Origin of the sequence: Phycicoccus sp. Root101, assembly GCF_001426245.1 — a bacterium.
Classification (GTDB): domain Bacteria; phylum Actinomycetota; class Actinomycetes; order Actinomycetales; family Dermatophilaceae; genus Pedococcus.
Window position 1 is genome coordinate 52,063 of the sequence record NZ_LMCM01000001.1, and the last position, 25,354, is coordinate 77,416.

Annotated in this window: 25 protein-coding genes; 10 read left to right on the top strand and 15 right to left on the bottom strand. The window is 72.6% G+C overall.

Going from position 1 to position 25,354, the window contains the following annotated elements; all coding sequences use genetic code 11:
• Positions 1-287 precede the first annotated feature (287 nt).
• Positions 288-509 carry a hypothetical protein gene (locus ASC58_RS00245; protein WP_056914853.1) on the top strand — a complete coding sequence of 74 codons (222 nt, stop codon included), beginning with the start codon at positions 288-290 and terminating at the stop codon, positions 507-509.
• Between the two features lie 23 nt (positions 510-532).
• A complete protein-coding gene (locus ASC58_RS00250; RefSeq protein WP_056918038.1) occupies positions 533-1,015 on the top strand; it encodes a DUF456 domain-containing protein in 483 nt (160 codons plus the stop codon).
• 3 nt (positions 1,016-1,018) lie between these two features.
• Here the strand turns inward: ASC58_RS00250 and ASC58_RS00255 are convergent, their stop codons facing one another.
• From ASC58_RS00255 to ASC58_RS00280, 6 genes are all read right to left on the bottom strand, one after another.
• Entirely contained in the window at positions 1,019-1,453 is a 435-nt protein-coding gene (locus tag ASC58_RS00255) for a DUF3040 domain-containing protein (RefSeq protein WP_056914855.1), read from the bottom strand.
• 191 nt (positions 1,454-1,644) lie between these two features.
• Positions 1,645-2,922 (bottom strand): DNA polymerase IV, encoded by a 1,278-nt coding sequence (gene dinB, locus ASC58_RS00260; RefSeq protein ID WP_056914856.1) that lies wholly within the window; start codon positions 2,920-2,922, stop codon positions 1,645-1,647.
• The gene (locus tag ASC58_RS00265; RefSeq protein WP_235529032.1) at positions 2,919-3,746 is read right to left on the bottom strand and encodes a methyltransferase domain-containing protein; all 828 of its coding nucleotides are present in this window, start codon (positions 3,744-3,746) and stop codon (positions 2,919-2,921) included. Before ASC58_RS00265 ends, dinB begins: the two co-directional genes overlap by 4 nt.
• A gap of 1 nt (position 3,747) precedes the next feature.
• On the bottom strand, positions 3,748-7,875 hold the full coding sequence (locus ASC58_RS00270) for a DNA polymerase III subunit alpha (RefSeq protein ID WP_056918039.1): 4,128 nt from the start codon (positions 7,873-7,875) through the stop codon (positions 3,748-3,750).
• Positions 7,872-8,357, bottom strand: a complete 486-nt coding sequence (locus ASC58_RS00275) for an SAV_6107 family HEPN domain-containing protein (RefSeq protein WP_162246802.1) — start codon at positions 8,355-8,357, stop codon at positions 7,872-7,874. The genes ASC58_RS00270 and ASC58_RS00275 overlap by 4 nt, the downstream gene beginning before the upstream one ends.
• Position 8,358: 1 nt before the next feature.
• The gene (locus ASC58_RS00280) at positions 8,359-8,739 is read right to left on the bottom strand and encodes a DUF6504 family protein (protein WP_082552798.1); all 381 of its coding nucleotides are present in this window, start codon (positions 8,737-8,739) and stop codon (positions 8,359-8,361) included.
• Positions 8,740-9,051: 312 nt separating this feature from the next.
• Here ASC58_RS00280 and ASC58_RS00285 point away from each other — a divergent pair, with 312 nt between their 5' ends.
• The gene (locus ASC58_RS00285; RefSeq protein WP_056914858.1) at positions 9,052-9,588 is read left to right on the top strand and encodes a YbaK/EbsC family protein; all 537 of its coding nucleotides are present in this window, start codon (positions 9,052-9,054) and stop codon (positions 9,586-9,588) included.
• 54 nt (positions 9,589-9,642) lie between these two features.
• Here ASC58_RS00285 and ASC58_RS00290 read toward each other — a convergent pair whose 3' ends face one another.
• Entirely contained in the window at positions 9,643-10,032 is a 390-nt protein-coding gene (locus ASC58_RS00290) for a VOC family protein (RefSeq protein WP_157581320.1), read from the bottom strand.
• Positions 10,033-10,127: 95 nt separating this feature from the next.
• On the opposite strand from ASC58_RS00290, the gene ASC58_RS00295 reads away from it, so the two are divergent.
• Positions 10,128-10,937 carry an HAD-IIA family hydrolase gene (locus tag ASC58_RS00295; RefSeq protein ID WP_056917152.1) on the top strand — a complete coding sequence of 270 codons (810 nt, stop codon included), beginning with the start codon at positions 10,128-10,130 and terminating at the stop codon, positions 10,935-10,937.
• On the opposite strand, the gene ASC58_RS00300 is transcribed toward ASC58_RS00295, so the two are convergent.
• On the bottom strand, positions 10,934-11,329 hold the full coding sequence (locus ASC58_RS00300) for a helix-turn-helix domain-containing protein (protein ID WP_082552799.1): 396 nt from the start codon (positions 11,327-11,329) through the stop codon (positions 10,934-10,936). The two genes, ASC58_RS00295 and ASC58_RS00300, sit on opposite strands and share 4 nt — an antisense overlap.
• 117 nt (positions 11,330-11,446) lie before the next feature.
• Between ASC58_RS00300 and ASC58_RS00305 the strand changes: the two genes are divergently transcribed.
• Positions 11,447-12,715 carry an MFS transporter gene (locus ASC58_RS00305; RefSeq protein ID WP_157581322.1) on the top strand — a complete coding sequence of 423 codons (1,269 nt, stop codon included), beginning with the start codon at positions 11,447-11,449 and terminating at the stop codon, positions 12,713-12,715.
• A 156-nt stretch (positions 12,716-12,871) separates the two neighbouring features.
• On the opposite strand, the gene metF is transcribed toward ASC58_RS00305, so the two are convergent.
• The gene (gene metF, locus ASC58_RS00310) at positions 12,872-13,789 is read right to left on the bottom strand and encodes a methylenetetrahydrofolate reductase [NAD(P)H] (RefSeq protein WP_056914860.1); all 918 of its coding nucleotides are present in this window, start codon (positions 13,787-13,789) and stop codon (positions 12,872-12,874) included.
• An 82-nt stretch (positions 13,790-13,871) separates the two neighbouring features.
• Here metF and ASC58_RS00315 point away from each other — a divergent pair, with 82 nt between their 5' ends.
• On the top strand, positions 13,872-14,957 hold the full coding sequence (locus tag ASC58_RS00315; RefSeq protein ID WP_056918419.1) for a polyprenyl synthetase family protein: 1,086 nt from the start codon (positions 13,872-13,874) through the stop codon (positions 14,955-14,957).
• Between the two features lie 82 nt (positions 14,958-15,039).
• Here ASC58_RS00315 and ASC58_RS00320 read toward each other — a convergent pair whose 3' ends face one another.
• A complete protein-coding gene (locus ASC58_RS00320) occupies positions 15,040-15,423 on the bottom strand; it encodes an Rv2175c family DNA-binding protein (RefSeq protein ID WP_056914861.1) in 384 nt (127 codons plus the stop codon).
• A gap of 174 nt (positions 15,424-15,597) precedes the next feature.
• Here ASC58_RS00320 and ASC58_RS00325 point away from each other — a divergent pair, with 174 nt between their 5' ends.
• The 3 genes from ASC58_RS00325 to ASC58_RS00335 all read left to right on the top strand — a co-directional run bounded on the left by ASC58_RS00325 (position 15,598) and on the right by ASC58_RS00335 (position 19,923).
• Entirely contained in the window at positions 15,598-16,917 is a 1,320-nt protein-coding gene (locus tag ASC58_RS00325; RefSeq protein ID WP_082552800.1) for a LysM peptidoglycan-binding domain-containing protein, read from the top strand.
• 69 nt (positions 16,918-16,986) lie between these two features.
• Positions 16,987-18,957: a Stk1 family PASTA domain-containing Ser/Thr kinase gene (pknB, locus tag ASC58_RS00330; RefSeq protein ID WP_056918041.1), complete on the top strand. Its 1,971-nt coding sequence runs from the start codon at positions 16,987-16,989 to the stop codon at positions 18,955-18,957.
• A 51-nt stretch (positions 18,958-19,008) separates the two neighbouring features.
• On the top strand, positions 19,009-19,923 hold the full coding sequence (locus ASC58_RS00335; RefSeq protein ID WP_056914865.1) for a DMT family transporter: 915 nt from the start codon (positions 19,009-19,011) through the stop codon (positions 19,921-19,923).
• A 48-nt stretch (positions 19,924-19,971) separates the two neighbouring features.
• Here ASC58_RS00335 and ASC58_RS00340 read toward each other — a convergent pair whose 3' ends face one another.
• Entirely contained in the window at positions 19,972-20,457 is a 486-nt protein-coding gene (locus tag ASC58_RS00340) for a VOC family protein (RefSeq protein WP_369796174.1), read from the bottom strand.
• Positions 20,458-20,469: 12 nt separating this feature from the next.
• Between ASC58_RS00340 and ASC58_RS00345 the strand changes: the two genes are divergently transcribed.
• The gene (locus ASC58_RS00345; protein WP_056918042.1) at positions 20,470-20,937 is read left to right on the top strand and encodes an isoprenylcysteine carboxylmethyltransferase family protein; all 468 of its coding nucleotides are present in this window, start codon (positions 20,470-20,472) and stop codon (positions 20,935-20,937) included.
• A 19-nt stretch (positions 20,938-20,956) separates the two neighbouring features.
• Here ASC58_RS00345 and ASC58_RS00350 read toward each other — a convergent pair whose 3' ends face one another.
• The 4 genes from ASC58_RS00350 to macS all read right to left on the bottom strand — a co-directional run bounded on the left by ASC58_RS00350 (position 20,957) and on the right by macS (position 25,350).
• A complete protein-coding gene (locus ASC58_RS00350) occupies positions 20,957-22,018 on the bottom strand; it encodes a low specificity L-threonine aldolase (protein ID WP_056918043.1) in 1,062 nt (353 codons plus the stop codon).
• Positions 22,019-22,026: 8 nt separating this feature from the next.
• Positions 22,027-23,376, bottom strand: coding sequence for a class II 3-deoxy-7-phosphoheptulonate synthase (locus tag ASC58_RS00355; RefSeq protein ID WP_056918044.1), 1,350 nt, complete (start codon positions 23,374-23,376; stop codon positions 22,027-22,029).
• A gap of 82 nt (positions 23,377-23,458) precedes the next feature.
• Positions 23,459-24,154 carry a response regulator transcription factor gene (locus tag ASC58_RS00360; RefSeq protein ID WP_056914869.1) on the bottom strand — a complete coding sequence of 232 codons (696 nt, stop codon included), beginning with the start codon at positions 24,152-24,154 and terminating at the stop codon, positions 23,459-23,461.
• A complete protein-coding gene (macS, locus tag ASC58_RS00365; RefSeq protein WP_157598313.1) occupies positions 24,151-25,350 on the bottom strand; it encodes a MacS family sensor histidine kinase in 1,200 nt (399 codons plus the stop codon). The genes ASC58_RS00360 and macS overlap by 4 nt, the downstream gene beginning before the upstream one ends.
• Positions 25,351-25,354: the final 4 nt, after the last annotated feature.

Sequence of the window (25,354 nt, forward strand, 5' to 3'; positions counted from 1 at the left end):
GTCCCGGGGTCGGTGGGCGTTGGTCCCATCGCGGGGCGACGGACCTGGCCCAGGGCCCCGTCCGGACCGATCTGGACCCGCCCGGACCCATCCACCGGACACCTGACCTACGAATCACCTGTTGCGACATGACATGACCCACATGGTGACCCAATACGAGCCGGGAAGAACGTGGCGTGCTTGACTGTTCTAACCGGCGCCGGACCCGGAAAGTTGTCTCACCCCTGTGACAACCCCGAACCGGCGGAGGACGTCTCATGGAGACAGACGAATGAAGGAAGGCTGACGTGACCACTGCACTGGCACCCTCTCTGAACGCGGCCGACCGCTGCGACCGCTGCGGCGCCCAGGCCTACGTGCGCGCTCGCCTTCACGCTGGTGGGGAACTGCTGTTCTGCGCCCACCACGGACGCGAGCACCTGCCGAAGCTGCGCGAGCACGCCGACATCCAGGACGAGAGCGAGCGGCTCCACGAGACGCCCGCGACCGTGCCGGACGAGGACCGGTAGACCGGCCGCTCCACCACTCCCTCGTGGAGGCCACCCTGTGGGTCCCCGCCGTCCTGATCGTGATCGGGCTGGTGGGGATCGTCGTCCCCGTGCTGCCCGGGCTGCTGCTCGTGCTCGCGGCCGTGCTCATCTGGGCCTTCGACACGGGTACGACCGCCGGCTGGTGGGTCTTCGCGCTCTGTGCGGCCCTCTACGTGGCCGGCATGGCCCTGCAGTACGCCCTCCCCGGTCGGCGCATGCGCGCGGCCGGGGTCCGTCGTTCGACGCTGCTGCTGGCGGTCCTGCTCGCCATCGTCGGGTTCTTCGTCATCCCGGTGGTGGGCGCCGCGGCGGGGTTCGTGGGCGGGATCTACCTCGTCGAGCTGGGCCACTCCCGCGACAGGTATGCCGCGTGGGCCTCGACCAGGGCCGCCCTCGGGGCGGTCTTCCTGTCGATCGGCATCGAGCTGTTGGCCGGGCTGGCGATCGCGACCACGTGGGTGGTCGCCGTGCTCGTCACGACCTGACGGCTAGTACCCGCCTGCGCCGCCGTCCTTGCGACGGTCCCAGCGCTCTTCCATCCGGTCCATGAACGACCCGGCCGTCCGACGAGACCTGGGGCCCTTGCCCTGACCGGCCTTGGGCCGGGCCATCGGGTGGCGGACGGTTCCGTCCGGCTGGACCGCGCCGAGGGCCGCCTTGCCGCGCCGGGGCGGGGTCAGGGCGAAGGCCACGGCGGCGACCATGATGGCGAAGCCGATGGCCCCGATCCACATCGTGGTGTTGACCCCCACGAGCACGAGGGCGAGGCCGAGGACCACACCGACCACGCCGATGGCCACCCGTCGTCGGGCAGCCGCACGAGCACCGGCACCCTGCATCTGCGACGCGAACTTGGGGTCCTCGGCGTACAGAGCCTGCTCCATCTGCTCGAGCAGCTGCTGTTCGTGCTCTGAGAGCGGCACAGTGACCTCCTGGCAATCGGCGTGCATGTGCTCCAACGCGCCAGGCCGCCGATTCGTTGCGCCTGCGAAGGAGCATCTTTGCCGGTCGGTGGCGTGGCGCCGACACCATCAGGATATGTCGCGCAGCGGTGTTGCACCATCCGTTCGCCGGCACCCGTCGAGGTGATCTGCGTCAGGGACCAAGGACCCGGTCAACGACCCGTCGCAGGGGGGTCACTGGGACGTCCCGGAGCACGTCGGTCGCGGTCCTTGTCGCTGATCAGGGCCGCCGGGCGGACGCTGCCGGCGCCGAACCGGGCACTGGCCCGGTCCACCGCCCGGTCCGCCTCCCGCCAGCCGTGGTCGGGCTCGTCGAGCAGGCCCTGGATGGGGGCACCCGCGCTGTCCACCAGACCCTCCATCCGCACCCCGACGAGGCGGATGCGGGCGCGCTGCAGGCCCAGCGCGTCATACAGGCTGCGCGCGGTCTCGTAGATCTCGCGGCTGACGTCGGTGGGGTCGCGCAGGGTCTTGCTTCGGGTGATCGTCGTGAAGTCCGAGAACCGCACGCGGACGGTCACGGTGCGTCCGAGCATGCCGGCGGAGCGGACCCGGGCCGCGGTGCGGTCGCTCAGCTTGAGCAGGTGGCGGTGGATCTGCACCGGGTCGTCGATGTCGAACTCGAACGTCTCGTCCGAACCGATGCTGCGCTCGCGGCGGACCGGTTCGACCCCTCGGGGGTCCCGACCCCACGACAGGTCGTGCAGGTGCGGGCCGGCCGACTCCCCCAGGGCTCGGCGCAGGGTGTCGAGGGGGGTGTGCGCGATGTCGGCGACGGTGTGCAGCCCGAGCCGCAGCAGCGTCTCCTCGGTCTTGTCGCCGACGCCCCACAGCGCGCCGACGGGGAGCTGCTGGACGAAGCTGACCACCTCGTCGCGGGGGACGACGACCAGGCCGTCGGGCTTGGCGAGGCCTGAGGCGAGCTTGGCGACGAACTTCGTCGGGGCGACGCCGACCGAGCAGGTGATGCCCTGCTCGTCGTGGATCGTGTCGCGGACCAGCTGGCCGATCCGCGCCGGGTTGCCGAGCCGACGGACCGAGCCCGCGACGTCGAGGAAGGCCTCGTCGAGCGAGAGGGGTTCGACGATGGGGGTGATGGTGTCGAAGGTGGCCATCACGGCGGCCGAGATCTGGCTGTAGAGCGCGTGGTCGGGGGCGATCACGGTGGCCTGCGGGCACAGGCGGCGGGCCCGCGACATCGGCATGGCCGATGCGACCCCGAAACGGCGGGCCTCGTAGGTCGCCGACAGCACCACGCCACGGTTGCCGCCACCGCCGATGATGACCGGGGTGCCGACGAGGTCGGGACGACTGAGCAGGGATGCGGACGCGTAGAAGGCGTCCATGTCGACGTGCAGGACGGTGCACCCGGTGTCGTCGGGCGGCCGGTCCGCACTGCGCGACGGCAGGGTGAACTGGCGACGGCTCACGTGCGGGCGAGGACGTGGACCGCGGCGCCGAGCTGCCCGAGGAACGCGAACTCGGGGTGCCGGTTGGCGGCGGCCTCGAGCTCGAGCAGCGCGGCACGGTCGGCGTCGGAGTCGATGAGCGCGGAGGGCACCAGGTCGCTGAACAGGCGGACCCCGTGGACGTCCTCCACGACGAGGCCGGTCTGCTCGACCATCGACCGGAGGGTGCTGGCGTCGAACCGCCGCGGCAGCGGGTCGGCTGCTCCCCAGCGCCCGTCCTCGCTGACGAGGGCCTGGTGGGCCTGGGTGAACTGGCCGGCGAGCACGCGGGCCAGGACGACGGCGAGGCGCTGCGCCGCGACGATGCTCAGGTGTCCACCGGGGGCGACCACCCCGGCGAGGGCGGTGAGGGTGGCCTGGGGGTCGTCGACGACCTCGAGCGTGCCGTGGCAGCAGACGAGGTCGACCAGCCGGTCGCCGACGATGGCGGCGAGGGAGTCGGCGTCACCCTGCACGGCGGTGACGCGGTCGGCCACCCCGCGCTCGGCGCTGCGGCGGGACAGCGACGCCAGGGCGTCGGGGCTGGGGTCGACGACGACGACCTGGTGGCCGAGCTCGGCGAGCGGGACGGCGAGGCCGCCGGTGCCGCCACCGAGGTCGAGGACCCGCAACGGCTGGATGTCACCGTCGGCGCGGGCAGCCTGCTGGGCGGCGAGCAGACCGGTCACCGCGGTCCACACCGCGGAGGTCCGCAATGCCGTCTCGACGCCACCGCGTCGGGTCCGCCACTGCTCGTCGGCCACCGCGGCCACCTCCTGTGCTTCCTGCTGGATCGTCCTGCTCACCCTAGTGGCCGGAGCTGCCGGGGCTGGAGTGCCACAGCTTGCGTGGTGCGGCGAGCTGTCCCAGGCCGGTGTCGTCGGGCACCTCGGCGCCCTGGGCCAGCGCCCGTGACCCGCGGACGTCCCCACCGGCCGGCTTGATGTCGGCGTAGGGCGACTGCTTGAAGCCCGACGCGTGCACCAGCACCCGGCGTCCTGCGGGACCTGCGGCGCGCTGGACCTCCTCGGCAGCCTCGGCCTGCTCCGTGGCGCTGCGTTCGCTGTCCTCCATCGCGGCATGCACGGCCTCGATCCCCCCGCGGGTCCAGGCCTCCCACAGCGGCGTCAGCTCCCACGCACCCGTGGCCCGCAACGAGATCCCCCGTGGTCCGGTACGCCGGACCACCCCCCGCACGAGCATCATCCAGGAGTGGAACACGGTCGCGGCGTAGGGCCCCTGGACGTCCTCGAAGAAGGTCGCGTCGACCGGTCCCGTGGAGTCGTCGAGGGTGAGGAACACGACCCGTCGCCCCGACCGGATCGGTGGCGTCTGGGTGGCGACCTTGACCCCGCACACCCAGACCGTGGACCGGCTGCGGGATCGCAGCAGGTCACGGCTGCGGGTCACCCCGAGCGCCTCGAGCAGCGGCGCGTAGAAGTCGACGACGTGGGCGCTGGCGTCCAGGCCGAGGATGTCGAGCTCGGCGCGGACGCGTTCGGGACCGGTGAGCTCCGGGAGCCCGGTGCCCGAGGTGAGCTCCGGTCGGTCGCCGAGGTCGAGGGTGAGCTGGGTCGGCTGCTCCGCGGCCGCCGTCACCGGCAGGGCGGCCTGCGACTGTCCCGCGGCGAGGGCCCGCACGCCCGACCCGTCGCTCACCCCCGCCTCCGGGGACCGTCCCCCGACCGGTATGCCGCGGGTCCCCCGGCCGCGCCGAGGGGCCGCCCGCTTGGCCGACCGGTCCAGCGCCCGGCCGTAGCGGTCGAGCTCGGCGACGTGCAGGAGCAGGTCACGGCGGGTCGTGCGCCCGCGGCGCCCGAGGCCGCCACTGCCCATGCCGCGTGATCCCACGGCACCGCCTCCTCCACCCCAGGCACCGCCGCCTCCTGCCCTCGGCACTCCCCCGGGACCACCCAGCGAACCCATGCCGTAGAGCGCGTCGAACCCACCGGCGAGGACGAGCCGCTCCGCGACCGGTCGGGAGACGTGCGCGCGGTGCCAGAAGTCGGCGAGCCCGGCGTAGGGCTGGCCCGCGACGATGCGGGCGACCTCGGCGTCGCTGATGCCCCGGACGTCGGACAGGGACAACCGGATGCCGTAACCGCGGGCGTCGGGCAGGTCGGGGTCGGGTCGCTCGGGGTCGAACGACCCGTGCCCGACCCCCTCGAAGGCCACGGACGGCTCGTCGAAGTCCTGCACCTGCACGTCGGTGGCGAGGTCGTCGAGGCGTTCGACCCGGTAGGCACCGGTCGAGGCGTTGACGTCGAGCCCGAGCACCGCGATGCCGAGCGACCGGGCGTCGTCGAGGATGAGCCGCTTGGGGTACATGCCGGGGTCGTGGGTGAGCACCCCGGACAGGAACGCCGCCGGGTGGTGGGTCTTGAGCCACGCCGAGTGGTAGGTCGGCAGGGCGAAGGCCGCCGCGTGGGCCTTGCAGAAACCGAACGACGCGAACGCCTTGAGCACCTCCCAGATCCGGTCGACGTCGGCCGGGTCGTAGCCGCGGGCCAGGGCCGCAGGTCGCCACCAGGCCTCGATCTCCACCTGACCTCGAGGGGTGCCCAGGGTGCGGCGCACCTCGTCGGCCTGGGCGAGGGACACCCCGGTCGTCTCGGCGACGATCATCAGCACCTGTTCGTGGAAGACGACGACCCCCTCGGTCTCCCGGAGCGCCTCGATGAGGGTGGGGTGCAGGTAGCTGGGCTCCTTCCACCCGTGCCTGGCCTCGAGGAACGGCGTGATCATGTCGGACTTCACCGGTCCGGGCCGGAACAGCGAGATGTCGATGACGAGGTCCTCGAAGCGCTCCGGCCCGAACTTGCCGATCAGCTCGCGCTGGCCGGGACTCTCGATCTGGAAGCAGCCGAGCGTGTGGCTCGTGCGGATCAGCCGGAACGTCGCCTCGTCGTCGAGCGGCACCTGCCGCTGGTCGTCGAGGTCCACCTCCACGGCGTCGACCCGCTGCACCTCCTGCAGCGCGTGGGCCATCGCCGACTGCATGCGGATCCCCAGCACGTCGAGCTTGAGCAGGCCCAGGGCCTCGACGTCGTCCTTGTCGAACTGGCTCATCGGGAACCCCAGCCAGCTCGCCTCCACCGGGGTCCGGTCGAGCAGCCCGCCGTCGGACAGCACCACCCCGCAGGGGTGCAGCGCGATGTGGCGAGGGAGCCCGTCGAGGCGCTCGACGAGGTCGAACAGCACCCGCATCCGGGGACTGTCCAGCCCGCGCGAGCGCAGCTCGGGCAGCTCGGCGATGGCGCTGCGTGCGTCCCGGGCCCGGATGTGCGGGAAGGCCTTGGCGATCTCGTCGATCTCCGTCGGCGGCAGGCCGAGCGCCGCGCCCACGTCACGGATCGCGTGGCGCACCTTGTAGGTGTCCATCATCGAGACGCAGGTGACACGCTCACCGCCGAACCGGTCGAGGATGCGCTCGTAGACCTCGGTACGGCGGGCGGACTCCACGTCGATGTCGATGTCGGGTAGCTCGGCCCGCAGCGGCGAGCAGAACCGTTCCATGAGCAGGTTGTAGCGGATCGGGTCGACCCCGCTGATGCCGAGCAGGTAGTTGACCAGCGACCCCGCCCCCGACCCGCGCGCGGCGACGCGGACCCCCATCTCCCGGATGAGGTCGACGACCTCTGCGACCGTGAGGAAGTAGGTGGGGTAGCCCAGCTCGGCGATGACCTTGAGCTCTTCGGTGAGCCGGCGCTCGACCGCGGCGAACTCCTTCTCCCCGATGCCGGGGTAGCGGCCCCCGACGGCTGCGCGGCAGCGCTGCTCCAGCCTGGCCTGCGGGCTCTCCCCCGGCTCGATCTTCAACGTGTGGGGCTCGGGCAGGTGGACCGAGCCGATGCCGAGGTCGTGCCGGGCGCTCTGGGCGCACGACAGCCCCACGGCCAGGGTGCGCTGGAGCAGCTCGTCGGCGCGACCACGGTCGCCGCCGGTGACCTCGAGGGCGACGGCATGCATGGTCGGGGTCGCGGCGAGGTGGGCGGCGTCGGTGACCCGGTCGAGGTGACGGGTGTCGAGGGCGACCAGCCGCCGCGCCGCGTCGAGCAGGTCGACCACGGCCGACTCCCCCGGGTCGACGTGGCGCACCGCGGCGGTGAGTACCGCGGGGACACCCTGCTCGTCGGCGAGGCCGAGCAGCCGGCGGGCGTGGCTGCGGGACGCCGGGGTGCCCTCGGGGCCGCCGTGGCAGACCACCTCGATCGCGACCGCGCCCGCCGGCAGCCGTCGTCGCCACGCGTCGAGCAGGACCCGCGCCCGGTCGACGCGCTTGACCAGCAGCGCCCGGCCCACGTCGGAGTCGGGTCCGAGCAGGACCAGCAGCGGGCTGGCGTGGTCCCGGCTGGACCGGGGGTCGCCGCCACGCCAGCAGCCTGCGGCGACGACCGCGGCCGAGGTCACCGGCACCCCTCGCTCCCCGCGCAGGTGGGTCTCGGTCACCAACCGGCACAGCGCCGCCCACCCGACTCCTGCCGGGACCCCGCCGGCCCGGCCCCGGGCCAGCACGGTGACCCGCGGGTGGCGGGGGTCGCGGTCGGCGCCACCCCGGGCGGGGGTGCGCGGCGGACGGCTCGGCTGCTGCGGTGGCTGCTGCAGTGGCTGTTGCGCGGAGGAGGAGGCGGACCGGGAGGAGTATGCGGCGGGGTCGCGTCGTCCCTCCCCGGCACCACCGTGGTCGCCCGGGGCGTCCGGCCCCACGGCGAGGTCGACGCCGAGGACCGGGGCGATCCCCGCCGCGGTGGCGGCCTGGACGAACCGGACCGCGCCGTAGAGGCCGTCGCGGTCGGTGAGCGCGAGGACCGGCTGCCGGTGCTGGGCGGCGCGCTCGACCAGCGCCTCGGGGGTGGAGGTGCCGTAGCGCATCGAGAACCCCGAGGCGACGTGCAGGTGCACGAACTCCGCCGCCGGGCCGGCAGCGGCGCTCATGGCGCTGCGCGCGTCGAGCCGGCGGAGCTCGAGCCGGCGGAGGTCGTCGCGAGGGCGGTGGGTACGAGCACCTCGTCGTGGCTGCCCGGCTGGACCGGCAGCCCGAGGCTGCGGCAGACCAGGTCGAGGAACACCTCGGACTGCCGGATCAGGTCGTCGGCCTCCCGGGCGCTGTGGGGCTGGCCGCGCCGGGCCGTCACGAGCTCGAAGAACTCGGCCCACTCCGCGAGCTCCGGGGCCACCGTCGGCAGCAGCTCCCACAGGGAGCGCGGCCCGCAGTGGCCGTCCGGGGTGGCGCGGGCGGCGACGAGGGCGGCAGCGGCCCGCAACGCACCGAGCTGGGCCTGCAGGTAGCGCTGGGACACCTCCCGGCTCTGGCAGGCCTCGAGCAGGGAGTGCCGGGACCGGTCGAGCAGGTCGAGGCTGGCGCCCGCGCTGTGCCTGGTGCCGGTCGCGGAGGCGTCCACGGTGATGGTCGCCATCTCAGTCCGCCACACGCAGCAGCCGCCAGCGCAGGCCGCGGTCCTGGTGGTCCGCACCGAGGTCGTAGACACCGACCGCGGCGCACCGGCCGGCACTGGCCTCCACCCGCCACACCTGGCGCTCCCGGGCGTCGGTGAGGACGTCGTTGCTGCCCTGCTCGCGCGCCTCGCGCCACCACGGCCGACGCTCCTGCCAGCGGTCGAGGACCGCCCGCACGACGTAGAGCCGACCCCGCCACACGAACGCCTCGGGTCCCGGGGTCGTGGGACCGTCCTCGACGGGGACACCGTGGACGCCTTCGGGACCGGGGGCACCGGGAGCACCGGGGGCACCGGTCGCCGTCTGGCGGACCTCGATGGGTTCTTCGTACCGGCGCACCACGAGCAGGCTCCTTCGTCAGGGCAGGGTGGAATGGTGTGGCTCTGGCCCTGCAGGGGACGGGGTCGAGGCGTCCGCTGCGGGCCAGAGCCCCACGGTGGTCCCTGGGCGCGGACGGCAGGTGGCGGGAGTCGTCCGCCCTGCTGGTCGCCCGGTCCTTCGGTGGAACCATTCGAACAGATGTTCGATATGAAGAACCGTACACCTGCCCTCGGACAGCTCGTCAAGAGCGACGGCGCGTCGTCGCCACCCGGGCGCGTCGCCGTCGACGCTCCAGCGCTGGTGGCCGTCGGCAGCCACCCCTAGGCTCCGGACATGAGCCCGCCCGAGCCGGTCGCTCCACCCCCCGCCGAGGTCCGCGACCTCACCGGCCACCCCGCCGTGCAGCGGGTCCTGGCCACGCTCGCCGTGCACAGCGTCGACCCCGAGCTGGTCAGCCTGCCCGACGCCGTCCGCACCGCCGCCGCGGCCGCCGCGGCCATCGGCGTCACCCCGGCCGAGATCGCGAACTCACTGATCTTCCGCGCCCACGACGAGCAGGGCACGATCACCCCGCTGCTCGTGCTCACCTCGGGTGCCCACCAGGTCGACCTCGTCAAGGTCGCCGAGCTGCTCGACGGCGTGGACCACGTCGACCGCGCCGACGCCGACTTCGTCCGCGCCGCGACCGGGTTCGCCATCGGCGGCGTCGCCCCGGTCGGCCACCCGGCCCCGATCCGCACCGTCGTCGACGTGTCGCTGAGCCGCTACCGCCACGTCTGGGCCGCCGCCGGCCACAGCCACACCGTCTACCGCACCACCTACGAGGAGCTGCTGCGCGTCACCGCCGGGCACGCCATGGAAGTGGCCTGACCGCGCCATACCGCCGACGGGCGCGCCACACCGCCGACGGGTGCGCCCGGCCGCTCAGGTGCGGTGCGCCTCGTGGATGCACAGGACGTTCCCGTCGGGGTCGACGAACCACGCGGCCCGCTCCCCCGCGAAGTCCGCGATGTGGTCCTGCGTCTGCAACCCCGGGAGGTCGTAGTCCTCGAACACCACGCCCTTGCCCTCGAGCTCGGCGATCTCGGCCGCGACGTCCGGGACCTCCCACGTCAGGGCGGTGCTCGGGTTCTGCGAGCCGGTCTCCCGAGGCAGCAGCATGAGCACCGTGCCGCCGCTGAGCTCGTACATCAGGCTGCCCTCGGCGTTCGTCCCCTGGAACGGCAGGCCCAGCCGGTCGGAGTAGAACTCCTTCGCGCGATCGGTGTCCGTGACGGGAAGCATCGTCGCAACTGCACTCATGGCCAGTGACATGACCAGCACCTCCTTCAGGCACCTCCCAGCGTCCTCCCCGTCCGAGCCCTGGCGATCCACCAATGTGGTGATCGCTCTGCGCCAGAATGGGCGACATGACCAGACCCAGGCCCGTCGAGTGCTGGCTCACCGACATGGACGGGGTGCTCGTCCACGAGGAGAGCGCCATCCCGGGGGCCGCGGAGTTCCTCGCCGCCCTCACCGAGCACGGGCGCCGGTTCCTCGTGCTGACCAACAACTCGATCTTCACCCCGCGCGACCTCCGGGCCAGGCTGCTGGCCAGCGGCATCGACGTGCCCGAGGAGTCGATCTGGACCTCGGCCCTGGCCACCGCGCAGTTCCTCGACGACCAGCGACCCCGCGGGAGCGCGTTCGTCGTGGGCGAGTCCGGCCTGACGAACGCGCTCTACGACGTCGGCTACACGACCACCGAGCGCAACCCCGACTACGTCGTCCTCGGCGAGACCCGCACCTACTCGTTCGAGGCCATCACCAAGGCGATCCGGCTGATCGAGGGCGGGGCACGGTTCATCGCGACCAACCCCGACGTCAGCGGGCCGAGCCCGCAGGGCTCCCTGCCCGCGACGGGTTCGGTGGCCGCCCTGATCAGCGCCGCCACCGGCCGCCAGCCGTACTACATCGGCAAGCCCAACCCGCTGATGATGCGCAGCGCCCTCAACCGGATCGACGCGCACTCCGAGTCGACGGTGATGGTCGGCGACCGGATGGACACCGATGTCATCAGCGGCCTCGAGGCCGGCCTGCGGACGGTCCTCGTCCTGACGGGATCCACCCAGCGGCACCAGGTGGACCAGTTCCCCTACCAGCCGACGCGCGTCGTCGACTCGGTCGCCGACATCGTCCCGCTCGTGGCCGAGCTGCGCCCGCTCGACGGACCGTCCTAGCGGAGCCTGCTCGACGGACCGTCCTGACGGAGCCTGCTCGACGGACCGTCCTGGCGGAGCCTGCTCGACGGACCGTCCTGGCGGGGGCCGAGGACGCTGTCGAGCAGCCCCGGGAAGGCCGCGTCCACCTCGTCGCGGCGCAGCGACACCAGCCGTTGTCGACCGTGGGGCTCGTTGCGGATCAGCCCGGCCTCGCGCAGCACCTTCATGAGGTGGGACTTGGTCGACTTGGGCAGGGCCGGGTTGGTCGCCCCGCACTGGGCCATCTCGAGGGGCCCGTCGACGAGGTCACGCACGATCTGCAGCCGGGCGGGGTCGCTCAGCGCGAAGAGCACGTCGGTCAGCGCGACGTCACCGAGGTCGGGGTGCACCAGCTCTGGCGTTCCACTCATGGTTCGACAATACTCGAACTGATTTCGCGCGATCGGGAATGCCCCACCTGCTGACACCGTTCGACAATTGTCGAACCAATGTCAGTCCCCCGAGTGTCGTCCCGAGAGGTTGCCGTCATGGCCGAGCGCACCACCCCCACCACGCTCCTGCCCGCCACGACACCCGCCGCGCCGTCGCGCCGGGAGCGTCGAGCGCGCCGACCCCACCGACCGGGCCGACTGGGTCGCGGCCCCGCCTTCACCACCGCCGTCGGTGCCGTCGCAGCCCTCATGGTCGGCGCCAGCGCCCCCTCCCCCTTCTACCCCGTCCTGCAGGCCCAGATCGGCTTCTCTGCCGGCACGATGACGACGATCTTCGGCGTCTACGCCCTCACCCTGCTCGCGACCCTGCTCGTCACCGGGTCGCTGTCCGACCACGTCGGCCGTCGTCCGGTCCTGGCCGTCGGCTTCGTCGTCCTCGCGGTGAGCATGCTCGGCTTCTGGCACGCCGACGACGTCACGACGCTGATGGTGTCCCGTGCCGTGCAGGGAGTCGCCGCCGGCCTGCTCATGTCGACGGTCTCCGCCGCCGCGGTCGACCTCGAACCCCCGACCCGTCCCGGGCTCGCCGCCACCGTCAACGGCGTGACCCCGATGGTGGGCCTGGCCGCGGGCGCCCTCGCCGCGGGTGCCGCCCTCGACTGGTCCCCCAGCGCACTGCCCGTCGTGTTCGGGACCCTCACCGCGGCCTACCTCGTCCTCGCGCTCGTCACCCTGGCCCTGCCGGAGACCTCACCCCGCCACGACGGTTGGCTGCGTTCCCTGCGGCCGCAGGTCGGCATCCCCGTCTCCGCGCGAAAAGCCTTCAACCGCAGCGCTCCCGCGCTCGTCGCCGGCTGGGCCACCGGTGGCCTCTACCTCTCGCTCGGCGCCCCGCTCGTCGCCTCGCTCGGTGGCCGTGACCACATCGCGCAGGGCGCGGCGGTCACGCTGCTCACCGGCACCGGCGGCCTCAGCTCCTACCTCGCGCGAGCCCGCTCCGCGCGGGCCGTCACCCTCTACGGCACCGTCATGCTCGCGGTCGGCACGGCGCTGACCCTGGTCGCGATGCACCTCGGGTCGCTGGTCGGGTTCCTGCTCGCCGTCGTCGTGGCGGGATCCGGCTTCGGCACGTCGTTCCTCGGGATCATGCGCTCGGTCACCCCCACCGTGGGCCCGGACCAGCGCGGCGAGCTCTTCTCCTCGGTCTTCGTCGTGAGCTACCTCGCCTTCGGGCTCCCTGCCGTGGCAGCGGGTTTCGCGGTGCCGCACCTCGGCCTCGAGACGACCGCGACCGTGTATGGCGTCGTCGTCGCCGTGCTCTCCGCCGCGGCGGCGCTCCTGCGCCGCTTCACCACGCGGGACTGACCACCGCGATCTGAGTACGGGTACGGATGCCGGACCCTGCCGGTCGACGGCAGGCTCGACGCGTCGCAGTCGGGGGAATGCGACAGCGCGGGGTACGAGCCGCGGGCGCAGTCAGGAGGGGAGGCCGCGTCGGGCTCGTGCCCCGTCAGATCCGGGTCAGTGCAGGCCGAGGTTGCGGTGCACCTCGAGGGTCGCCGTCGAGCGGTTCATGGTGATGAAGTGCAGCCCGGGCGCGCCCTCGCCGAGCATTCGGTTGGCCAGCTCGGTGGCGATCTGGACGCCCACCTCACGGGTGGCGGCAGGATCCCCCGACACCGCCTCCAACCGTGACACGACCGTCTCGGGCAGCGGCGTCCCCATGAGCTGGGACATCCGGGCGACCTGCTTGAAGTTCGTGACGGGCATGAGCCCGGGGGTGATCGGCAGGTCCGGGCGACGGGCTGCGACGGCGTCCCGCAGGCGCAGGTAGCTCTCGGCGTCGAAGACCATCTGGGTGATCGCGAAGCTCGCGCCCGCGTCGGCCTTGCGCACCATCACCTCGACGTCGTGCTCGAAGCTCGGCGAGGCCGGGTGGACGTCGGGGAACGCGGCCACACCGATGGTGAAGTCCCCCAACGACTTCACCAGCCCGACCAGGTCGGTGGCGTGGTTGAGGCCCTCGGGGTGGGGCACCCACTGCCCGCCGGGGTCGCCCGGCGGGTCACCGCGCAGGGCGAGGATGTTGCGCACACCCGAGGCGGCATACAGGCCCACGACCTGGCGCAGGGCGGCCACGGACGCACCGACGCACGTGAGGTGGGCCAACGGCGTCAGGGTCGTCTCCCGGGCGATCCGCTCGGTGACCCGCACGGTGCGGTCCTGGTTGGTGCCGCCGGCGCCGTAGGTCACGGACACGAAGTCCGGGCGCACCGACTCGAGCCGACGGATCGCGTCCCAGAGGACCGCCTCGCTCGCATCGTCCTTCGGGGGGAAGAACTCGAAGCTCATCGACGGCGCCGGCGAGGAGAGCATGCCGGGGATCGACCGGGTCAGCTGCGCCGGACGTTCGAGACGAGAGGGCTGCCCCAGTGCCATGGCGGTGAGACTAGTCGAGCACCCACACCGTAGGCTCAGGACCAGCACACGGTGAGACGACAGGGCACAGGAGGAGCGCGTGGTGGTCAGCCCCCTCGATGCCGCGCAGCTGCGCGAGCGCGTGCAGCGGTGCGTCGACGACGTGCTCGCCCACCAGTCCGGCGTCCTGGCCGAGGTCGGCCCGGACGCGCAGGAGCTGCTCGCAGCGGTGGCCCGCCTCCTCACCGGCGGCAAGCGCCTGCGCGCAGCCTTCCTCTACTGGGGCTACCGCGGTGCGGGCCAGCCCGACTCGGACGCCCTGGTGCGGGTGGCGACCGCCATGGAGTTCTTCCAGGCCGCCGCCCTCATCCACGACGACGTCATGGACGACAGCGACACCCGGCGCGGCATGCCTGCCGCCCACCGCTCGCTCGCCGCGCGCCACGAGGAGGAGTCGTGGTCCGGTGACGCCGGACGGTTCGGCGTGGCCGGTGCGATCCTCGCCGGCAACCTCTGCCTCAACTGGACCGAGGAGCTGTACGCCACCTCGGGCCTGGACGCGACCCACCTGGCCCGTGGTCGTGGTGTGTTCGACCTGATGCGCACCCAGCTCATGGGCGGGCAGTTCCTCGACGTGGTCGAGTCGGTCCGCTCCTGGGACGGCGTGCCGACGGCGGAGCGCATCGAACGGGCCGAGCGCGTCATCCGGTTCAAGAGCGCCAAGTACACGGTCGAGCACCCCCTGCTCATCGGGGCCAGCGCCGGTGGCGCGGACGGTGACGACCTGGCGGCCCTGTCGCGCTACGGCCTCGACCTCGGACAGGCGTTCCAGCTGCGCGACGACCTGCTCGGGGTGTTCGGCGACCCCGTGGCCACCGGCAAGCCCGCCGGCGACGACCTGCGCGAGGGCAAGCGGACCGTGCTCGTCGCCCACGCCCTCGCCGGGGCCGACGAGGCCGGGGTCGCCCTCGTCGAGGCGCACCTCGGCGACGCCGACCTGGACGGCGCGACGGTGGACCGGCTGCGTGAGGTCATCACGGTCAGCGGGGCCGTGGACGCCGTGGAGGCCGACATCGCCCGCCTCGCCGACTCGGCCCGGATGGCGCTGAAGTCGACGCGCGGCCTCGACCCCGAGGCCGTCGCGGTGCTCGACCAGCTGATCGACAGCGCCACCACCCGCGAGCACTGAGCGCCATACCCGGCCCCGACCGGCCAGGCGCGGACGGACGCCACGGCGGGGCACCACGGTGGGGCCCCGCGCGAGACGGTGACTAGAAGGCCTGCTCCATGGCGCGGCGACGCACCTCGGTCTTGAACCCGGCGGCCAGGTTGTCGACGGGCGTGCCGGGCACCCGCAGGGTCTCGTCGGGGGTGAACAACCAGGTGAGGATCTCCTCGTCGTCCATGCCGCCGTCCGTCAGCACGGTGAAGGTGCCACGGAGGTAGGGGTACACCGACTCCAGGAGGAACTGCTCGGGCACCGCCACGACGCGGCGCTCGCCGATGCGGGCACTGATCAGCTCGCGCTCCTCGATCAGCCGCCGCACGCTGGACAGGGGGATGCCGAGGCGTTCGGCGATGTCGGGGACGGTCAGCCAGGACCCGACGAGGTCCTCCAGGGACGTCTCGGGCGATGCGGGGGTCTGGTCGGTCACGGGGACAGCCTGCCAGCACGCGGGAGCATTGCAAATTACATCGATGTAAGTCGATATGGGACCGGTTGCGTGGTGTACCTTTCACTCTCGTCACAGTCGCCCCACCCCCCACTTGAGCACCTCCCCCCACTGCAGCACCGCTCCGCACGCGGTGGGCACCCCGAAAGGCACCCGATGTCCCCAGTGATCGCTCCCGCGGCGCTCCCTTCGGCGTCGACCCACGTCGTCACCGCGGTCGTCCAGAAGGCCAAGCCCGCTCCCCACGGCTGGACCTCCTACACCGTGCGCAGCGGCGACACCCTCGCCGCCATCGCCGACCGCCTCGGCACGACGACCGGCGTGCTCGTGTCCCGCAACCGCCTTTCCGGCGGGGGCAGCCACCTGTCGATCGGCCAGCACCTGTCCGTCCCCAAGTCCGCCGCGCAGGCCCGCTCCGAGGCCGCCCGCGCCCGCGCGGCAGCCAAGGCGCGTGCGGCCGCCATCGCCCGCAGCACGTACGTCGTGCGGTCCGGCGACACCCTCGGCGGCATCGCCGCCCGCAAGGGCGTCTCCCTGGCGGCGCTGCTCAAGACCAACCACCTGTCCAGCCGGTCCGTGCTCCAGATCGGCCAGAAGGTGCGGATCCCCGGAGCCGGGGCCGCGAGCGCCCACCGACCCTCGGGTGGTGGCAGGACGATGTCGACGACGCGCTACACCGTGCGCAGCGGCGACACCCTCAGCGCCATCGCCAGCCGCACCCGTACCCCCCTGGCCAAGCTCTACTCGCTGAACCACCTGAGCAGCCGCAGCACCATCTACCCCGGGCAGAAGCTCAAGGTCCGTGGCACGACCGCCGTCTCGCGCACCTCGACCTCCGGGTACACCGTGCGGTCCGGCGACACCCTCAGCGGCATCGCCGCCCGCCACGGCGTCTCGCTCGCCGCGCTGCTCAAGGCGAACCGGCTCGCGAACGCCAACCACCTCAGCGTCGGCCAGAAGCTGCGCCTCCCCGGCCGCAAGGCCTCGACGGCGAGCAGCGCCAACACCTTCGCCGGACGCACCTACCCGAGCTCGACCGTCGGCGCGGCGAACCGCAACCGCGACACCCTCGCCCGCTCCTCGGTGCCCACGCGCGACCAGACGCGGGCGATGATCATCGCAACGGCCCGCCGCCACGGCGTCGACCCGCGCCTCGCCCTCGCCGTCGCGTGGCAGGAGTCCGGCTGGAACCAGCGCCAGGTCTCGGTCGCGAACGCCATCGGCGTCATGCAGGTCATCCCGTCCTCCGGCGAGTGGGCCTCGCAGATGAGCGGCCGCAGGCTGAACCTCATGCGCACCCAGGACAACATCACCGCCGGGGTCGTCATCCTGCGCTCCCTGACCCGGTCGGCGAAGAACGTCGACCAGGCCATCGCGGGCTACTACCAGGGCCTCTACTCGGTCCAGCACCACGGGATGTACGCCGACACGAAGGTCTACGTGAAGGCCGTGAAGGCGCACCGCGCCCGCTTCTGAGGGGGTTCGTGGGGCCTCCCCCGGACCCGCCTGCATCAGTTGACCGGCTCGACCTCCTACACTTTGCGGGTGTCTTCCGGTGTCACCGAGTCCTTGCTCGGCCGTGTGCTCGACGGGCGTTACCGCGTCCAGTCGCACATCGCCGACGGCGGAATGGCGTCGGTGTACCTCGCTCTGGACACCCGCCTCGACCGTGACGTCGCCCTCAAGGTGCTGCGCAGGGACCTCGCCCAGGACGAGGCGTTCGTCAGCCGGTTCCGGCGCGAGGCGCGGTCCGCGGCCCGCCTGTCGCACCCCAACGTCGTGTCGGTGTTCGACCAGGGCGACGACGACGGTCACATGTTCCTCGCGATGGAGTACGTCCCCGGGCAGACCCTCCGCGAGGTGATGAAGGCCGAGGGCCCACTCACCCCGAGGGCAGCCCTGGACATCATGGCGCCGGTCCTGCAGGCGCTCGGCGCCGCCCACCGCGCCGGCATCATCCACCGCGACGTCAAGCCCGAGAACATCATTTTGCGCGAGGACGACGGCACCGTGAAGGTCGCCGACTTCGGCCTGGCCCGCGCGGTGAGCAACCAGACGTCGCACTCCCAGACCGGCGTGCTCCTCGGCACGGTCGCCTACCTGTCCCCGGAGCAGGTCGAGCGCGGCATCGCCGACGCCCGCAGCGACGTGTATGCCGCCGGCCTGATCCTGTTCGAGATGCTCACCGGCTCGAAGGCGTTCACCGGCGACACCCCCATCCACATCGCCTACCAGCACGTGCACAGCTCGGTGCCCGCACCGTCCTCGCGGGTCACCACGGTGCCGGCCGAGCTCGACGCGCTCGTCGCCCTGGCCACCTCCCGCGACCCCGACCAGCGCCCCGCCGACGCCGCGGACTTCCTGGCCGAGGTGCGCAGGTCGCGGGCCATGCTGACGCCCACCGAGCTCGACCGTCGACCCGAGGGTCCGTCGGCCCTGGGCCCGGGGGCGAGCACGGTCGCGGTCGAACGCACCAGTGCGCTGCCCGTCGAGGCCTCGCACGAGCCCCGCCAGTCACGCCCGGTCGGCCCGGTGGCCCTGCCGATCGACCACACCCCCACCGTCCCCCCAGGCCCCGACCCCTACGCCTCGGACGGTCGCGCCCTCGAGGGCCGGGTGGTGGGCGCGCGTCGCGGCACCCCGTGGGGCTGGGTCGTCGCCGCCCTCGCGGTCCTGGCGATCGCCGGCATCGCGGCGTGGTGGTTCCTCGCCGGTCCCGGCTCACCGACGACGGTCCCCCGCGTGACCGGCCAGCAGTACACCCAGGCGCAGAGCGCCCTGCAGACCGCGCACCTGACCGCCAAGCGGGTCGACGCCTTCGACGAGACCATCCCCAAGGGCGTGGTCATGTCCACCGACCCGGGTGCCGGCACCGAGCTGCGCCGCAGCCAGGACGTCACCGTGACCGTGTCGAAGGGTCCGGAGCGGTATGCCGTGCCCCAGGTCGTGGGGGCCAGCGCCAACGAGGCGACGGCGAGGATCACCGCCGAGAAGCTCGTCGTCGGCGACACCAAGCAGGCCTTCGACGAGACCGTGGCCGCCGGCCTGGTGATCAGCGTGGATCCCAAGGAGGGCACCGCCCTCAAGCGCGGCACGAAGGTCACCATCACCGTGAGCAAGGGCCGCCAGCCGATCGAGGTCACCGACTTCACCGGCAAGCCCGCCGACGACGCCGTGAAGGACCTGACGGGCAAGGGCCTCGAGGTCGACGCGACGCAGCAGAAGAACGACGACACGGTGCCCAAGGGCTCCGTCATCTCCCAGACCCCCTCCAGCGGCAACCTCTTCAAGGGCGACAAGGTCACCCTCGTGGTCTCCAAGGGACCCGAGCTGGTCAAGGTCCCCGACGTGCAGGGCAAGCAGGAGGCCGAGGCCGTCCAGATGCTCAAGGACGCGGGTTTCCAGGTCAAGGTCGACCGGTTCATGGGTGGGATCTTCGGCACCGTCCGCAGCCAGAACCCCGCCGCCGGCACCGAGCAGCCGAAGAACAGCACCGTCACGCTCGTCATCGTCTGACGCTCTCTCGCCGACGACCGAGCCGACGACCGACCACCCCCGGGGCACCCTGTGCGAAACCTGTCTGCGAGCCGTCTCGCCACCCTTCTGCTCCTCTCCGTCACGGCGGTCTGGGGCTCGACGTTCTTCCTCATCCGCGACCTCGTGCAGCACGTCCCGTCGGCCGACTTCCTCGCCGTGCGGTTCGCGATCGCGGCCGTCGTCATGGCCGTGGTGTTCCGTCGCCAGACGCTGGCGCTCACCCGACGCGAGGTCGGGATCGGGGTCGGTCTCGGCGTCCTCTACGGGCTCGCCCAGCTGCTGCAGACCGTCGGGCTGGAGCACACCGACGCGTCGGTCTCGGGCTTCGTCACGGGCACCTACGTCGTGCTCACGCCGGTCCTCGGCGCGGTGCTGCTCCGCGACCGCATACCGCTGTCCACCTGGCTGGCCGTCGCCCTGGCGACGATCGGACTGGGGGTCCTGTCCTTGCGGGGGATGTCGGTGGGGTTCGGTGAGGCGGTGACCCTGGCCGCCGCCGTCCTCTACGCCCTGCACATCATCGGCCTCGGTCGCTTCTCCACCGCGGGCTCGGCCACCGGGCTGGCGACGGTGCAGGCGTTCGTCATCACGGCCGTGGCGCTGGTCGGGGCCGTCCCCGGCGGGATCACGCTGCCGCAGGGCGGCGGCCAGTGGGCATCCTTGCTCTACATGGCCCTGGTCGCGGGTGCCGTCGCGCTGTGGGCGCAGACCTGGGCGCAGTCCCACCTGCCGGCGACGCGGGCGGCGATCGTCATGACGATGGAGCCGGTGTTCGCGGCGTTGTTCGCGGTGCTGCTCGGGGGCGAGTCCCTCACGGCGCGCATGCTCGTCGGTGGCGGGCTCGTCCTGGTCGCCATGTACGTCGTGGAGATCCTCGGCAGGCGGTCCCCCGGCGCCACCGCCGAGCAGGACCGCCCGGCCGAGCTGCTGCACCACGAGGTCTGACCCGACTGCGCGGGAGGGGTGCCCCCAGGCACCAGAGGAAAGGCGCTCCTAGAAGGTGTCGCCCCTGCGCCAGGTCATCTCCTGCAGCTCGAACCCATTGCCGTCGGGGTCGGTGAAGTCCGCGCCCCTGACCCCGCCCCCGAAGTCATGGATCTCGCCGACCTCCACACCCCGGCCGACGAGCTCGGCCCGGGCGGCGTCGAGGTCCTCCACCACCAGGTGCAGGCCGCGCATGCTGCCCGGCTCACCGTCGTACACGGGCAGGCCCGTCCCGAAACCGATCGAGCAGCCCGAACCGTCGGGCGTCACCTGCACGATGCGCATGCCCGGGGCGGGCTCGACGTCGACGTCCTTGGTGAAGCCGAGCCGCTCGGTGTAGAAGGCGATCGAGCGCTCCACGTCGGAGACGGGGACGGGGATCAGTTCGAGCTTCATCTGCATCGGGGTCGTGCCTTCCCTGGGGCGGTCATCGTCCGCGCGAGCATCCCACACGACGCCGACACCGCACTGCTGGTCGGCGGTGGCAGCGCGCACGACAATGACGTCATGGGCGGCGCACAGGACGTGGTGGCCCTCCGGCTCTGGCCGCCGGTCGCCATCGGTGCACCCCTGCTCGTGGGGTGGCTCGCGACGGCGCGGTGGGGCGACCCGGTCGACCTCGGCGGGTGGCGGGTGCCGGTCGGCTGGGCCCTCGTGGTGTTCTTCCTGGGGTGGAACGGCTGGTCGCTGTCGCTGTTCGGTCGCCACGGGACCGGGCTGCTCCCCGGCCAGGAGACGCACGCGATGATCGTCGAGGGTCCCTACCGGCTCTCCCGCAACCCCCTGTACGTCGGGCTCCTCGCGCTGTACCTCGCGCTGGCCCTGCTGGGGTCGACCACCTGGGGGCTGGTCCTGTTCCCCGTCGCGGTGCTGCTCGTGCGCTGGGGCGCCATCGCCCCCGAGGAGCGGTTCCTGCGCACGCGTTTCGGCGCCCGGTACGACGACTACGCCCGACGGGTGCGGCGCTGGGTCTGAGGGTCCGTCGCGGCGGTGGTCAGGCCGCGGAGGGGCCCTGCTCGAGCAGGGGCACCAGCGCATCGGTCGCACGGGCGGTGCCGGCGTCGTCGACGTCGAGGTGCCAGACGAGCCGGACCCCGGTGGCGCTCACCGGATAGAGGCGTATGCCGCGACGGCCCGCCTCCTCGACGAAGGCGGCCGAGGTCCACCCCGCGACCGACACGTCGAGCACGACGATGTTGGTCTGCACCGTGGCCGGGTCGATCGACCCCGGGACCGCCTGAGCCGCCGCGGTCGCGAAGCGGTGCGCCCGCGCGTGGTCGTCGGCGAGCCGTTCGACGTGGTGGTCGAGGGCGTGCAGGCCGGCCGCGGCGAGGATGCCCACCTGCCGCATGCCGCCACCGAACCGCTTGCGCCAGATGCGCGCCGCGGCCATCCGGTCGCGCGACCCCACGAGCACCGAACCCACGGGGGCGCCGAGGCCCTTGGACAGGCAGACGCTGACGGTGTCGAAGTGCCGGCCGTAGTCGGAAAGCGCGACGCCGGTGGCCACGTGGGCGTTCCAGAGGCGGGCCCCGTCGAGGTGCATGGCGACGCCGCGCGGCTGGGTGCCCGCGCGCAGCGCCACGATCTGGTCGAGCGGCTGGACCGTGCCCCCGCCGAAGTTGTGGGTGTTCTCCACGACCACGAGCCGCGTGTTGACCTGGTAGGTGCCGCCGTCCGGGATCATCAGGGCGAGCGGGTCCGCCGCGTCGAGCAGGCCCCGCGTGGCCACCCACGACCGCGACGACAGCCCGGACAGTGCGGCGGCGGCGCCCATCTCGGCACGCAGCACGTGCGCGAGGGAGTCGGCCACGAGCTCCTCGCCCGGGTTGACGTGCAGGCGCAGCCCCAGCTGGTTGGCCATCGAGCCCGAGGGCGTGAAGAGCGCGTCCTCGTGGCCGAGGAGCCCGGCGACGCGCTCCTCCAGCTCGCGGACGGTGGGGTCCTCGCCGAACACGTCGTCACCGACGGCGGCAGTGGCCATGGCGTGGCGCATCGCCTCCGTCGGCCGCGTCAGGGTGTCGGACAGCAGGTCGACGTCGACAGGGGTGCTCATCAGCGCGGTCAGTCCTTGGCCAGCATCTCGGCGACGAGGAACGCCAGCTCCAGGCTCTGCTGGTGGTTGAGGCGGGGGTCGCAGACCGTCTCGTAGCGCTTGTTGAGGTCGGCGTCGAGGATCTTCTCGGCGCCACCGATGCACTCGGTGACGTCGTTGCCGGTGAGCTCGACGTGGATGCCGCCGGGAACGGTGCCGAGCCCACGGTGCACCTCGAAGAACCCGCGCACCTCCTCGACGACGTCCTCGAAGTCACGCGTCTTGTACCCGCTGGCCGACTCGAAGGTGTTGCCGTGCATCGGGTCGCAGATCCAGGTGACCTGCGCGCCCGAGGCGGTGATCTTCTCGACCAGGGTCGGCAGCGCCTCACGGACGGTCTTGGCGCCCATCCGGGTGATGAACGTCAGGCGCCCGGGCTCGCGGTCGGGGTCGACCTTGTCGATGAGGCGCAGGACGTCGTCGACCTCCGCCTTCGCCGACAGCTTCACGCCGATCGGGTTGAGCACCTTGGAGACGAAGTCCATGTGTGCGCCGTCGAGGTCGCGGGTGCGCTCCCCGACCCAGATGAAGTGGCCGCTGGTGTCGTAGAGCTCGCCGGTGCGGCTGTCGACGCGGGTCAGCGGACGCTCGTAGTCGAGCAGCAGCGCCTCGTGGGCGGAGAAGAACTCGGTCGTGCGCATGGCGTCGAAGTCGGCGCCACAGGCCGACATGAACTTCATCGCCTTGTCGATGTCCTTGGCCAGGTGCTCGTAGCGGCTGTTGGCCGAGTTGGAGACGAAGCCCTTGTTCCAGTCGTGGACGTGGCGCAGGTCGGCGAAGCCACCCATGGTGAAGGCGCGCACGAGGTTCAGCGTCGCCGAGCTCGCGTGGTAGGCCTTGACGAGGCGCTGCGGGTCGGGCGTGCGCGACTCGAGGGTGAACTCGAAGTCGTTGACCATGTCACCGCGGTAGGCCGGCAGGGTCACGCCCTCGCGCGTCTCGTCACCGCTGCTGCGCGGCTTGGCGTACTGACCGGCCATCCGGCCGACCTTGACCACCGGCACGGAAGCGCCGTAGGTGAGGACGGCGGCCATCTGCAGGATCGTCTTGACGCGGTCGCGGATGTTGTCGGCGGTCGCGGCGGCGAACGTCTCGGCGCAGTCGCCGCCCTGGAGGACGAACGCCTCGCCGCGGGCGGCAGCAGCCATCCGCGACTTCAGGACGTCGCACTCACCGGCGAACACCAGGGGCGGATACGACGCGAGCTCGGCGACGGCGCTGGAGAGGCGGGCGGCGTCGGGCCAGACCGGCTGCTGGGCAGCGGGGAGGTCGGCGCCGGCCGCGAGGCTGGCGAGGGCGTCCTGGTGCGTGGTGCTCACCCGCCAAGGATAGGTGCGCGCCGGACCGCCCCGTCCCCCAGCCCGCATCGCGGTCACCGACGGCCGCCGTATGGCGCCCGCCTCAGGCTTCGGGGGTGTCCAGTCCCCGGGCGATGGCGAACCGGACGAGCTCGATCCGGTTGTGCATCTGCAGCTTGCCCAAGGTGTTCTGCACGTGGTTCTGCACGGTGCGGTGGGAGATGAACAGCTCGGCTGCGATCTCCTTGTAGGACATGCCGGTGGCGACGAGCTTGAGCACCTCGGTCTCCCGCTCCGTGAGCTCGGGGATCGGTCGCGAGGGGTCGGCCTGCGGCTGGGTCGACATCTTGCGGAACTCCCCCAGCACCAGCCCGGCGAGTCCCGGGGTGAAGACCGCCTCCCCGCGGGCGGTGGCCTCCACCGCGGCCACGATCTGCTCCCGGGTCGCCGACTTCACGAGGTACCCGGTGGCCCCGGCCTTGACCGCCTCGAGGACGTCCTGCTGCTCCCCCGACGCCGACAGGACCAGCACGCGGGTCTCCAGCGACCCGAGGGCGGCACACACCTCGTGGCCGCGCAGCCCCGGCAGGTTGAGGTCGAGCACCAGCACGTCCGGACGGGTCGCCTTGGTCCGGTTGACGGCGGACGGCCCGTCGTCGGCGGTGGCGAGCACCGTCATCCCGGCCTCGGCGAGGTCGCGGGCGACCGCGTCCCTCCACAGCGGGTGGTCGTCGGCGACGACCACCCTGAGCGGGTCCGACGTCCCGGTGACCGCTGCGGACTCCTGCTGGTCGTTCATGCGACTCCTCCACCCGGGGCACCCGTCCTGGGTGCCCGCATCGTCACCGTCGTCCCCGAGCCCTCCCGGCCCGAGTACACCGCTTCTCCCCCGAGGTCGGCCAGCCGTCCGCGGATGCTCGACGAGGCACCGAGGCGTCCTGCCGCGGCGGCCTCTGCGAGGCGACCCGGCGGCATACCGGCGCCGTTGTCGCGCACCGTCAGGGCCACGGTCTCCCCCTCGTCCTCGACCAGGACCCACGCCTGGGCGTCGTCGCCGGCGTGCTGGCGCACGTTGTCCAGCGCGGCACCGACCGCGGCCACGAGCTCTCCCGCGACGCGGGGCGGAACGAGCACGGGATCGGCCGGGGCGACGAGGTGGACCCGGCCCTCGGCGTACCGCCCGAGCTGCTGGCGCAGGTCGACGTCCCCGTGCACGACACTGGCCGACTCGTCGGGCGTCGCGCCGCTGACCAGGGCCCGCAGGAGGCGCTCCTGGTCGGCTGCCATCTCGCCGAGCTGCATGGCCTCGCCCCCGAGCTGGGCCCCGCGCCGGTTGATGAAGGCCAGGGTCTGCAGGACCCCGTCATGGACCGTGCGGGCGAGGCGTTCGCGCTCGCGCACCTGGGCCTCGAGGGCGATGGCCTCACGCAGCCTCGCGTGCCCCTCCCTGGCGAGGTCGACGGCGTAGCCGATGAGGGTGCCGATGAGCAGCAGCAGGACGATGTTGTTGATCGTGTTGGGCGTGGCCCGTCCCACCTCGACGAGGTCGACGAGGCCGATGAGGACCGAGGCGGCCAGTCCGCCCCTGCGGCCGAACAGCACCGCGGCCGAGACGACGCCGGCGGCAGGCCAGAACGTCGGCAGGGTCCGCGAACCCGCCTCGATCGACGCGGCCGAGTCCACCAGCCGGGTCGCGAGGATCGCCCCCGCACCGAGCAGCAGCTCCACCACCACGAGCGAGAGGCGACGCCGCCGGTAGAGGACGAGGAACACCGTCCAGACGGCGAGGATCCCCAGGACCGTCCAGGCCAGGGCGGGACGCACGAGGTCCTGGGGCCGGTCCCACAGCGAGTACGCGGCATACGCGAGCGCGATGGGGCGGAAGACGTCGATGCCCTTCCAGAACGCCGACACGACCGCGGGCTCGGAGTCGCGCACGGCCACCGGCCGCACCCGGCGACCCGCTCCGCGCACGCCGCGCTCCCCCGCTGCCACGCCC

What these genes read in the sequence shown, in the direction of transcription:
- ASC58_RS00270 (WP_056918039.1), bottom strand. Translation starts at nt 7,875, where the DNA reads ATGAGCGCCGCTGCCGGCCCGGCGGCGGAGTTCGTGCACCTGCACGTC.
- ASC58_RS00275 (WP_162246802.1), bottom strand. Translation starts at nt 8,357, where the DNA reads ATGGCGACCATCACCGTGGACGCCTCCGCGACCGGCACCAGGCACAGC.
- ASC58_RS00285 (WP_056914858.1), top strand. Translation starts at nt 9,052, where the DNA reads ATGAGCCCGCCCGAGCCGGTCGCTCCACCCCCCGCCGAGGTCCGCGAC.
- ASC58_RS00290 (WP_157581320.1), bottom strand. Translation starts at nt 10,032, where the DNA reads ATGTCACTGGCCATGAGTGCAGTTGCGACGATGCTTCCCGTCACGGAC.
- ASC58_RS00295 (WP_056917152.1), top strand. Translation starts at nt 10,128, where the DNA reads ATGACCAGACCCAGGCCCGTCGAGTGCTGGCTCACCGACATGGACGGG.
- ASC58_RS00300 (WP_082552799.1), bottom strand. Translation starts at nt 11,329, where the DNA reads ATGAGTGGAACGCCAGAGCTGGTGCACCCCGACCTCGGTGACGTCGCG.
- ASC58_RS00305 (WP_157581322.1), top strand. Translation starts at nt 11,447, where the DNA reads ATGGCCGAGCGCACCACCCCCACCACGCTCCTGCCCGCCACGACACCC.
- metF (WP_056914860.1), bottom strand. Translation starts at nt 13,789, where the DNA reads ATGGCACTGGGGCAGCCCTCTCGTCTCGAACGTCCGGCGCAGCTGACC.
- ASC58_RS00325 (WP_082552800.1), top strand. Translation starts at nt 15,598, where the DNA reads ATGTCCCCAGTGATCGCTCCCGCGGCGCTCCCTTCGGCGTCGACCCAC.
- ASC58_RS00345 (WP_056918042.1), top strand. Translation starts at nt 20,470, where the DNA reads ATGGGCGGCGCACAGGACGTGGTGGCCCTCCGGCTCTGGCCGCCGGTC.
- ASC58_RS00350 (WP_056918043.1), bottom strand. Translation starts at nt 22,018, where the DNA reads ATGAGCACCCCTGTCGACGTCGACCTGCTGTCCGACACCCTGACGCGG.
- ASC58_RS00360 (WP_056914869.1), bottom strand. Translation starts at nt 24,154, where the DNA reads ATGAACGACCAGCAGGAGTCCGCAGCGGTCACCGGGACGTCGGACCCG.